Raw genomic sequence first — 10,308 nt, 5'->3', positions numbered from 1 at the left:
GCCGCAGAAGTAAGGCAGATCGGCACCGACCGACAGCAGCAGCACATCCACGCCGCCCTCGATCAGCCCGATATTGATGGTGAACTCGCCCGTGCGGCCGATGAACTCCCTGGTGCCGTCGATCGGGTCGACCAGGAAGAAGCGATGCGCCCCCCGCGCCGCCTCAAGGCTGGCCAGCCTTTCCTCGCTGACCACGGGGATCGCCGGATAGCTCTTCTGCAAGGCCGAGACGACGATCTCGTCCACGGCCAGGTCGGCCTCGGTCACCGGCGTGCGGTCGGCCTTGCGGTCGACCGTGAAACCGCGCTCGTAAATGTCGAGCGCAGCGCGGCCGGCGCGGCGCAGGGTCGGGATCAGCGATGTCAGCATGATGGTGCTCATTTGCCTCGATATAGCCCATCGCTCACGGTGCGTATGAGCAATGGGTAGCCGCCCGGCGGCGTCATGGCGAAGTCTGATCATCTATTGGGGCGGCAATGGGGGAAATATTGTTCCGCGGCGGCCAACCGCCGGTTCACGCCGAGCGCGCGCCGATATCGTCGATGGCGTCCAGCACCGCCTCGGGCGTCGCCGGCGTGCGCAGGTTCGGCGAAAGGCCGCCCTTGCCGCAGGAGGCGACCGCATCGCGCAGCGCCAGCCACACGGACACCGCCAGCATCAGCGGCGGCTCGCCGACGGCCTTGGAGCGGAACACGGTCTCTTCGGCGTTCGGCGCGCCTTCGAGGATCGAGACGTTGAACGCGGGCGGCACGTCGCGCGATCCGGGAATCTTGTAGGTGGACGGGCCGATGGTGCGCAGCCGGCCCGCCTTGTCCCACCACAGCTCCTCGCAGGTCAGCCAGCCCATGCCCTGCACGAAGGCGCCCTCGATCTGGCCCAGATCGACGGCCGGGTTCAGCGAGGCGCCGCAATCTTGCAATATGTCGGCGCGCAGGCAGCGGTTCTCGCCGGTCAGCGTGTCGACCGCGACCTCTGCGACGGCGGCGCCATAGGTGAAATAGAAGAAGGGCCGGCCCTTCATCGTCTTCACATCCCAATGGATCTTGGGCGTGGCGTAGTGTCCCGCCTCCGACAGCGACACGCGCGCCGCCCAGCACATCTTCGCCAGTGCGCCGAAGGATATGGATCGGTTGCCGGCATGCACGCGGTTCTCGCGGAAGACGATCTCGTCTTCGGCCACCGCGAAATGCTCGGCGGCGATCGGTGTCATGCGGTCGCGAATGGCGCTCGTCGCCTTGAAGGCGGCCATGCCATTCAGATCCGACCCCGTTGACGCCGCCGTTGGCGAGGTGTTGGGCACCTTGCCGGTGTGCGTGGCGGTGATCTTCACCTTGTCAATATCGAGCTGGAAGACCTCGGCCACCACCTGGGCGACCTTGATGAACAGGCCCTGCCCCATCTCCGTGCCGCCATGGTTCAGATGGACCGAGCCGTCCTGATAGACATGGACCAGCGCGCCGGCCTGGTTGAGCGAGGGCAGGTTGAAGGAAATGCCGAACTTGACCGGCATCATCGCCAGCCCGCGCCGGATCACGGGCTCGCTGGCATTGTGCGCGTCGATCTCGTCACGGCGGCGCTGCCAATCGGCGGAATGCAGGATCGCGTCGGTCACCTCGACCAGGCGGTTGTGCTCGACCGGTTGGTCGTAGGGCGTCACCTCTCCGGTCTCGGGGCCGTAATAGTTGACCGCGTGGACATGGTTCGGATCGAGCTTCAGTTCGCGGGCGATCTGGTCGATCATCGCCTCGGCGGTGACGATGCCCTGCGGCCCGCCGAACCCGCGAAAGGCGGTGTTGGAGACGGTGTTGGTCCTGCAGGCATGGCCGACGAAGCGCGCCGCCGGAAAATGATAGGCATTGTCCGTATGCGTCATCGCACGGGTGATGACCGGGCCGGTCAGGTCGGCCGTGTTGCCGGCGCGGACCAGATATTCGACGTCGGCGCCCAGGATGCGGCCCGCCTTCGTCACCCCCACGCGCCATTTCGAGACCATGTCGTGGCGCTTGCCCGTCGCCATCATGTCGGCCGAACGCTTGAGGCGCAGCTTGACCGGCTGTCCCGTCTTTCGGGCCAATAGGGCGGCGGCGGCGGCGATGATCGTCGCCTGGCTCTCCTTGCCGCCAAAGCCGCCGCCCATGCGCCGCACCTGAACGTCGACGGCGTTGGCATAACAGCCCAGAACATGGGCGACATGGTGCTGCACCTCGGTGGGGTGCTGGGTCGAGGAATGGACCGTCATGTCGCCGTCCTCGCCCGGAACGGCACAGGCGATCTGGGTTTCGAGGTAGAAATGGTCCTGGCCGCCAATGTCGAGCCGGCCCTCGACGATCCGGTCGGCGCTTTCAAGCGCGCCGTCGACATCGCCGGCGACCAGCCGCTGCGCGTCGATCACATAGTCGCCGCGCCGGTGCGCCGCCTCGACGTCCAGAACCGGCTCGCGTTCGGCGATGTCGAAATCGACCGCATGGGCGGCGCGCACGGCCTGCTCGCAGCTTTCGGCCGCCACGGCACCGACGGGCATGCCCAGATAGTCCAGCTCCCTTTGCGCGAACAGCGGCTCGTCGAGCACGATCGGCCCGATCTGGTTGGCGCCGGCAATGTCGGCCGCGGTCACGATGGCGGCGACGCCCTCCATTGCCGCCGCTTTGGCCGTGTCCATGCCCTTCAAGGTTCCGGCGGCGACGGGCGACAGGATCAGCGCGGCGTGCAGCGTGCCCGGAAGGTCGGCCATGTCGTCGATATAGACGGCCTCGCCGGAGACGTGCTTTTTGGCGCTGTCATGGGCGATGCCCTTGCCGACCACGGCGCGCTGAACGGTTTTGACGCGTTCGTTCACAGCATCATCACCTCGACAGCTTCGCCAGCAAGCTCATGCGCCAGCCGTTCCATCAGCCCGGCGGCGACGCGCTGGCGGTACCCGGCCGAGCCGCGCCAGTCGGTCAGCGGGGCGAAGTCCGAGGCGAGCGCTGTGCCCGCCTCGCGCGCGGTCACGATGTTGAGCGGCTTGCCGCGCAGCGCCGCTTCGGCGCGCGGGGCGCGCCTGGGCGTCGCCGCCATGCCGCCATAGGCGATGCGCGCATCGGCAACCGCCTCGCCGCCCATCTTCAGCCAATAGGCGCCGCAGACGGTGGAAATGTCCTGGTCGTAGCGCTTGGAGACCTTGTAGGTGCGCATGATTTCGCCCGAACGGGCGCGCGGCACCGTCACCGAGACGATCACCTCGCCCTCACGCAGTTCGGTCCTGCGATAGTCCAGGAAGAAGTCTTCGAGCGGCAGGGCGCGCGCGCCGCCGTCGAGCGAGGCGAGCGTGATGGTCGCCCCGAGCGCGATCAGGGCCGGGGGGCCGTCGCCGATCGGGCTCGCCGTGCCGATATTGCCGCCGATCGTGCCCATCGAGCGGATCTGCGTCGAGCCGAAGCGGCGGATCAGCGTGGCGAAGGACGGATGGTCCTGGCGCACCGCGTCCAGAACTTCCTCCCATGTCGCCGCCGCGCCGAAGGTCCAATGGTCTTCGGTGGTCTCGATCCGCCGCAGTTCGGCGACATGGCCGGTATGGATGATGTCGGGCCATCGGGTCTCATAGCCGGCGAGCGGCACGGCCAGATCCGTGCCGCCGGCGAGCAGAACCGCGTCGGGACGGTCGCGGCGCAGCTTCAGCAATCCGCGCAGATCGCGCGGCCGGTGCGCCGTCGCGCCGCCCGCATCGGTGCGCGCGGCGACAAGGGGGCGTTCCGGGACGATGGCCGCCGGCAGTGCTCCTTCGGCACGCAGGCGCGCGGCGGCCGCCCTGGCCGCGTCGACGATGGGCCGATAGCCCGTGCAGCGGCACAGATTGCCGGCCAGCGCGTCGTGGATCGCGTCCTCGCCGGGATCGTCATCGCGCGCCAGAAGCCCGGTCAGCGCCACGGCGATGCCCGGCGTGCAGAAGCCGCATTGCGACGAGCCGTTTTTGGCCATTTCGTCCTGAACGGCGTTGAGCGCGCCTTTTTGGCCGCCGAGCCCCTCGACGGTGACGATCTCGCCGCCATCGATCTGCGCGACGGCCATGATGCAGGCATTGGCCGCAAGAAGCGGGGCACCCGCCTCGCCGCCCCGGCGGAACAGCACCGTGCAGGCGCCGCAATCGCCCTCGGCGCAGCCCTCCTTGGTGCCCTTGCCGGAAAACGCATCGCGCAGCAGATCGAGCACCGTCATGTCCGGCCGCGCATGCGTGATCGCCGGTTCGCCGTTGAGCACGAAGGCGGTGCGTGATGTCATGGGCGCTCCTGGGGCAGCCATGATCGGCCGGACCTTTATCGATCCAGTTTGTACTTTCGTTCAAGCCGAGCGCAAGTCGGCGCATAAAAAAGCCGCGCCCGGGGGCGCGGCCTTCGGTTGCGCAGCGTTACCGGTCAACGGCGATGGAACAGCGCGGCAAGGGCCGGAATGAGCGCCGACGCCAGGGCCGCCTTGGTCAGTTCGGGCAGGATGAAGGGCCGCACGCCGGCCAGCCATGCCTTTTCGGGGCCGATCAGCCCCGACAGCCAGGCATGGCCCAGGGCCAGAAGGACAGTGCCGCCGACGACGGTGGCCGCGAAAAGCTTGAAGGGTTTGCGCGCCCAGCCTCGGTCGGCGGCCCATCCGATGATGACCGCGGCGGCAAGAAAGCCGGCCAGAAAGCCGCCCGTCGGCCCCGCCATATAGGCAAGACCGGCACCTCCGGTGAAGACCGGAAGGCCGAGCGCGCCCTGGGCCAGGTAGAAGGCGACGGTCGCGCCGCCCAGGCGCAGGCCGTAGGCGGCGCCGATGACGAACACGGCCAATGTCTGCAACGTTGCGGGCACCGGATAGAAGGGCACCTTGATCTGGCCGGCCAGCGCGATCAGCAGCGAGCCCGCGATCGCAAGCAGCACGAGAACGACCAGGCGCATGGCGCCTTCGCCCGGAACGGCGCCATAGACCGGCGCCTGCGCGTTCGATGAGATGGCCATGAGGAAAAAGGACTCCTTGCTCTGGAATGGACGAGCGGGCTTCCGCCGCGCATGAAAGGGTCGTATATCGGCTGGCCGGCCGGCCAGCAAGGCCGCCGCTCCGCCCATATGCAGGCAAGGCCCGTGTCGCAAACGCCATCCTTCTCGCTCGCCTTCGACCCGCGCCACGGCGAACCGGTGCCGGTGGCCGAGGCCGTCAGCCGCGTCACGGCGAAAAACCGGTCCGCCTTCACCTTTCAAGGCACCAACAGCTACATTGTCGGCGGCGATACGCTGGCCGTCGTCGATCCGGGCCCCGATGACGACGATCATCTGCGGGCGCTGCTTGCGGCGATCGGCGGCCGTCCCGTCAGCCACCTGTTCGTGACGCATACCCATGCCGACCACTCGCCGCTGGCGCGCAGGTTGCGCGAGGCGACCGGCGCGCTCATCGTCGGCGCGGCGGCCCATCATGCGGCGCGCGACCTGCACATCGGCGAGGTCAACCCGCTGGACGCGGCGGCCGACCGCGATCACGTGCCGGACACCGCGCTCGACCATGGCGATGCGGTCGACGGCGATGGCTGGCGGATCGAGACGATCGCCACGCCCGGCCACACGGCCAACCACCTCGCCTTCGCGCTCAAGGGCCATGGCACCGTCTTCACCGGCGATCACGTCATGGGCTGGGCGACCTCGATCGTCGCGCCGCCGGACGGGGCGATGGCCGACTATATGGCCTCGCTCGACGTGATGGCGGCGCGGGTGGATACGGACCGGCTCTACCTGCCGGGCCATGGCGGCCCGGTCGAAAACCCGGCCGCCTTCGTGCGCGGGCTGAAGGCCCACCGCAGGATGCGCGAGCGGGCGATCCTGGAACGGCTGCGCGCGGGCGAGGAGACGATCCCCGCCATGGTCGCCCAGATCTACCGCGACACCGATCCGCGCCTGCACGGCGCGGCCGCCCTTTCCGTGTTCGCCCACCTTGAGGACATGGTCGCCCGCGGCCTTGCGGCGACCGAGGGGCCGCCGTCGATCGAGGGGCGCTTCAAGCCGGCTTGAAGTATCCGTCAGGGTTCGGCGACGCCGATCATCGCATAATCGAGATCGGCGAGGAAACGGCCGACGATCCAAGCGTTAAGGCCAAGATCATGGCGCAGATGGCCAAGGCGCGACCGCACATCGATGAAGGTCGTGTCGCCCTCGTCGGTCGCCCGGACCACGATATTGACGGGCATGGCCAGCACCGGCGTGCGATAGCTGTATTCGACGAACAGTTCGTCATCGGCGCCGATCCGGCCCCGCTGGCGCACGCGCCGCCAGCGGAGGCCGGCGGCGACCTGCCCGAAAACGTCGCGCGTCGCATCGAGCGGCGCCTTGAAACGCAAACCCGAAAGACGGAGATCGCCGTGCGGCGCGCGGGCAGCGGCGAGCGCGGCCGCATCGGCGCCGCCGGCGCGCAGTTCGGCGGCGAACGGCGGCGGATTGATCGGATCGGTGGAAACGTCCGACAGGGCCGGCCGAATCATGTAAGCCAGCGCCGCGGCCAGATAGAGCGCGATGAAGGGCATGAGCAGGAACAAGGCCCAGGACAGGCGCCGCCCGCCGGCCGTGCCGCGCACCCAAAGGCTTCTCAGACCGACCGCGAAAAGGCAGAGCCCGACCATGCAGATGACACCGCAAAGGACGATCAGGATCACAAAGGTCGGCGTGTCGATCAGTCCGCCGCGATGGGCGAGGACGGAAAGGCCCGCAAGCAACGGCAGGAACACCGCAAACCTCAACGCCCACCGGGCGCCGAGCGAGGCCCTTCGGGCGGGCAGTCTGGCGGTCAGCGGCAGCACCTTTGCCCTCTTGCGCAATCGCCGCGCCGGCGGCCGGCCGGCTCTCACGCAGCGTTAACGCCTTGTCGCGCAAAGTCAAAGGCTTCGCGCGCAGGTGCCCAGGAACGGCCATTCGCCGACGGCAGGGTGGCGCCGGCCCGCAATGGTTCTAGGTTGTGGGGACCCGAAACCTGAATCCCCACAGGCCCTATAGGAACACATCATGAGAACGACCTCAATGAGCCGGCCGATCGAAGCCGGCGAGCCCGGCGCCGATGGAGCGCTCAAGCTGGTTGAGCTGGAACTGGCGCTCGGCGCCGAGGACATACGCGTCGAGGGCTTCGAGGCCAGCGTCCGCAATGCGTGCGCGGCCAGCAATGTGGCGTTTTTGTTCAACCTGCCGGTTTTCGGGGAGAACGGGGCGCAACGCGTTGCCGCGGCCGGATGGCTGGGCGAGGACACCGAAGAGCCGATGTTCGCCTTCATCACGCTTGGCAGGGACGGCTCGAAGGTGCAGGTCGATGCGCACTGCGATTGTCTGGACCATGCCGCCGACCTCGCCCGCGCCTGGTTCGACCTGATGTCCACTTAGCTGCTCGGTCCCGTCATGTGATGGCCTGTTGATCCGTGACCATCACAAGGATGCGCTATGGGCCAGACGGACTTCGACAACAAACCGGTCGACCTACAGCGCCTTCTGGGCCAGATGAACCAGGCCCTGCATAGCCGAGGTCAGGCTCGCCGATCCGGCTTTACGCCGCCGGCGCGAGTTCGCCGTCAAGCAGGATGCTGCGCAGGGCCGGAATATCCAGCGGCTTTTGCAGGGCGTGCGGGGCGCTCAGTCCCAGCGCGAGCGCTCTTTGTCGCGCTTCCTCCAGAACATGCGGGCCCTGTCCGCTGACGATCAGGATCCGTCCGGTGTAACCGCGCCTTGCCAGCCGTTCCAGCAGATCGTTTGCGTCCAGGCTCGGCATGCAGATGTCGACGGCCAGGATCGATGGTTTGAGCGCCGTGGTCAGGTTCATCACGCCGCGCGAGTCGGACGTGGCGAAAGCCGCGTAGCGGCACCGTTCGGCGATCCGCGCGATCAACTCCGCCGATGAGACGTCACCGTCGATCGCCAGCAATCGTTTGGCCTGCGCCTGCATGGTCAGGCGGCCTCCCGGACATCGTCCACGACCTGCGCGACGGTCGGCCGGTTCTTCATCGGCGAAGGGCACCTGTCGCTCGGCGTCAGATACCCCTTTCTTGGCCCTGCGGCCGTCGAGAAAGTCGGTGATCGGCTGTTCGAGGAGCAGCGAATGGCGCGCGTTGCCCAGAAGCGCCACCGAACCGGCCCTGCGGTCGCCAAGACTGCCGGTCAAGGCACCAAGCGTGGCGTGTTCGAATTCGACGTGTTCGGCCGTGTTTGCCATAATCGCCCCGGTCATGGTCAGATGACGCTCTCTTATGCGGGCATGTTTGAAGGGCGCTTTAAGGCTCTGGGTAAAATTCCGCTGAATCGGGCCGTTGCAATGCAAGGCATAGGGCCGCCACAAATCGGGCGATTGCATAAACCATTCGGAACAATTGCTTAACCCGCTGCCGATAGGTTGCTCCCCATAGGGAGACCCCATGCCGCTCAAGCCCGCGCTTCGCAAATTCGGCCATGCCGCAGACCGTCTGGTCGGTCTGGGCGGCTTCAACCCTTCGCAGCGGCGCCGGGCCACCGCGGCGCAGTTCACGGTCGTCGTGCAGATGCTGCCGATCATGGCGATAGGCTCCGCCGCTGCGACCGGTCCGATGGTCTATACCGCCATGGACCACGCCCATTTTTCGCCGGTCATTGCCCTTCTTGGCGTCAACGCCTTGCTACAGGCCTACGTCATGCGGGTCTGGTGGAAGTTCCGGCGCGTCCGTGGCGTTCGCGACTTCGGCGGCACCCACGCCCTCAACCGGATATATCTGATCGCGGTGACGGCGGGCTTGGTCTGGGGCGGGCTGGTGGCCTACGCCCTTCCGGACGCCGACACGAGCATGCTGATCGTCGTGACGGCCGTCCTGTCCTCGGCCATGCTGTTGGTCTGCTTCGTGCTGGCGCCCCTTGCGGGAGCCATGCTGCTGTTCGTCGGAACGGGTACGACCTGCGCGCTCGCCGGGCTCGTGCCGGTGTCGCATCAGGCGGTCGCGGCGACGGCGGTCATCCTTGTGCTGATCGGCCTTGTGTTCCTGCCCTGGGCGGGGATCTACCTATGCCGGACATTCATCGCACGCATCGGCTTGGAAATCCGGAACAAGGAGGAGGCCGACGTCACGCGCCACCTGCTCGAAGGGTATGAGGCGACCGCGTCGGAATGGTTCTGGGAGATCGACGACAGGGGCATGATCGTCCGCGTCTCGCCGCGGCTTTGCAACCGGCTCGGCATCAATCCCGACCAGGCGCAGGACACGGCGCTTTTTCCGCTGATGGGGCGGATCGCAGCGCCGGGCGCCACCGGGATCGGGCTGATAGAGGATGCGCTCGCCCGGACGCAGCCATTCGATGGCGTCGAAGTGACGGTCACCATCCAGGACGAGACCCGGTGGTGGCGCGTCTCCGGGCGTCCGGCGGTCATCGATTCGCTCGGCGCGCCCGGCTATGTGGGAACCGTCAGCGACATCACCGCCGAAAAGGCGACCGAGAGCAAGATCATCCAACTGGCGCACCGGGACACGCTGACGGGCCTTTTCAACCGCGCAAGCTTCACCGAACGGCTCGATGGCGCCGTAAAGATGCTTGAGCGCTACGGCACGCCGTTCACGCTCCTGTTCCTCGACCTGGACAAGTTCAAGCTCGTCAACGACACCTACGGCCACCCGACCGGCGACAAGCTGCTGACGGAGATCGCCGATCGGATCGCGGGCATCGTGCGCGCGCAGGACTGCGTGGCGCGTCTGGGGGGCGATGAATTCGCCATCATCGTCGAGCGGAGCAACGATGCGGTCTTTGCCGCAAAGCTGGCCGCGCGCCTGATCGCCGAGGTGCTCGAACCCTATGAGATCGACGGTGAAACGCTTTGGATCGGTGTCAGCGCCGGCATCGCGCTGGCGCCCCAGCACGGCACGCGGCCTGAGCAGATCCTGCGCAATGCGGACCTTGCGCTCTATCGGGCAAAGGAAGACGGTCGCGGCGTGTTCCGTTACTTCGAGGCGCAGATGGATTTTGCGCAGCGCGAGCGGCGGATGCTTGAACGGGAGATGCACCAGGCGCTCGAAGGCGACGAGTTCCGCCTTTGCTATCAGCCGATGATCAGCGCGGACAGCGGCCGGATCTGCTGCATGGAAGCGCTGATCCGCTGGGATCATCCGATTCGCGGCGAGATATCGCCCGTCGAGTTCATCACGATCGCCGAGCAGTCCAACCTCATCGTCGAGATCGGCAAGTGGACGCTGCTGGCCGCCTGCCGCGCGGCGACCGAGTGGCCCGATCATGTGAGCGTGTCGGTCAATGTGGCCGCAACACACTTCATGCGGTCGGAGATCGTCACGGACGTCGCGGTGGCCCTCGAAAGGACAGG

General features: G+C 67.3%; 9 protein-coding genes. 3 read left to right on the top strand and 6 right to left on the bottom strand.

The features are described from left to right. The 4 genes from AC5E6L_RS10510 to AC5E6L_RS10495 all read right to left on the bottom strand — a co-directional run. Positions 1–381 (bottom strand): 3'(2'),5'-bisphosphate nucleotidase CysQ family protein (locus tag AC5E6L_RS10510; RefSeq protein ID WP_491773125.1); only part of this gene is annotated, 381 nt, incomplete at its 3' end. Positions 382–514: 133 nt separating this feature from the next. After that, entirely contained in the window at positions 515–2,836 is a 2,322-nt protein-coding gene (gene xdhB / locus AC5E6L_RS10505) for a xanthine dehydrogenase molybdopterin binding subunit (protein ID WP_491773123.1), read from the bottom strand. Beyond that, positions 2,833–4,257, bottom strand: a complete 1,425-nt coding sequence (xdhA, locus tag AC5E6L_RS10500; protein ID WP_491773121.1) for a xanthine dehydrogenase small subunit — start codon at positions 4,255–4,257, stop codon at positions 2,833–2,835. Before xdhA ends, xdhB begins: the two co-directional genes overlap by 4 nt. Before the next feature lie 134 nt (positions 4,258–4,391). After that, positions 4,392–4,970: a biotin transporter BioY gene (locus AC5E6L_RS10495; RefSeq protein WP_491228455.1), complete on the bottom strand. Its 579-nt coding sequence runs from the start codon at positions 4,968–4,970 to the stop codon at positions 4,392–4,394. 123 nt (positions 4,971–5,093) lie between these two features. Here AC5E6L_RS10495 and AC5E6L_RS10490 point away from each other — a divergent pair, with 123 nt between their 5' ends. Continuing rightward, positions 5,094–6,011, top strand: coding sequence for an MBL fold metallo-hydrolase (locus tag AC5E6L_RS10490; protein ID WP_491773118.1), 918 nt, complete (start codon positions 5,094–5,096; stop codon positions 6,009–6,011). Between the two features lie 8 nt (positions 6,012–6,019). On the opposite strand, the gene AC5E6L_RS10485 is transcribed toward AC5E6L_RS10490, so the two are convergent. Beyond that, positions 6,020–6,811: a DUF1499 domain-containing protein gene (locus tag AC5E6L_RS10485; protein ID WP_491773116.1), complete on the bottom strand. Its 792-nt coding sequence runs from the start codon at positions 6,809–6,811 to the stop codon at positions 6,020–6,022. Between the two features lie 184 nt (positions 6,812–6,995). Between AC5E6L_RS10485 and AC5E6L_RS10480 the strand changes: the two genes are divergently transcribed. Then, complete coding sequence (locus AC5E6L_RS10480; protein WP_491773114.1) at positions 6,996–7,364, top strand: hypothetical protein; 369 nt, start codon at positions 6,996–6,998, stop codon at positions 7,362–7,364. A 160-nt stretch (positions 7,365–7,524) separates the two neighbouring features. On the opposite strand, the gene AC5E6L_RS10475 is transcribed toward AC5E6L_RS10480, so the two are convergent. Next, positions 7,525–8,388 (bottom strand): response regulator, encoded by an 864-nt coding sequence (locus AC5E6L_RS10475; protein ID WP_491228468.1) that lies wholly within the window; start codon positions 8,386–8,388, stop codon positions 7,525–7,527. Here AC5E6L_RS10475 and AC5E6L_RS10470 point away from each other — a divergent pair. Further along, positions 8,387–10,308 (top strand): putative bifunctional diguanylate cyclase/phosphodiesterase (locus AC5E6L_RS10470; RefSeq protein ID WP_491773112.1); only part of this gene is annotated, 1,922 nt, incomplete at its 3' end. The two genes, AC5E6L_RS10475 and AC5E6L_RS10470, sit on opposite strands and share 2 nt — an antisense overlap.

It is taken from the genome of Roseitalea sp. (assembly GCF_984466335.1).
This window is presented reverse-complemented; position numbering and strand designations above follow the sequence as displayed.

What these genes read in the sequence shown, in the direction of transcription:
- xdhA (WP_491773121.1), bottom strand. Translation starts at nt 4,257, where the DNA reads ATGACATCACGCACCGCCTTCGTGCTCAACGGCGAACCGGCGATCACG.
- AC5E6L_RS10495 (WP_491228455.1), bottom strand. Translation starts at nt 4,970, where the DNA reads ATGGCCATCTCATCGAACGCGCAGGCGCCGGTCTATGGCGCCGTTCCG.
- AC5E6L_RS10480 (WP_491773114.1), top strand. Translation starts at nt 6,996, where the DNA reads ATGAGAACGACCTCAATGAGCCGGCCGATCGAAGCCGGCGAGCCCGGC.
- AC5E6L_RS10475 (WP_491228468.1), bottom strand. Translation starts at nt 8,388, where the DNA reads ATGGGGTCTCCCTATGGGGAGCAACCTATCGGCAGCGGGTTAAGCAAT.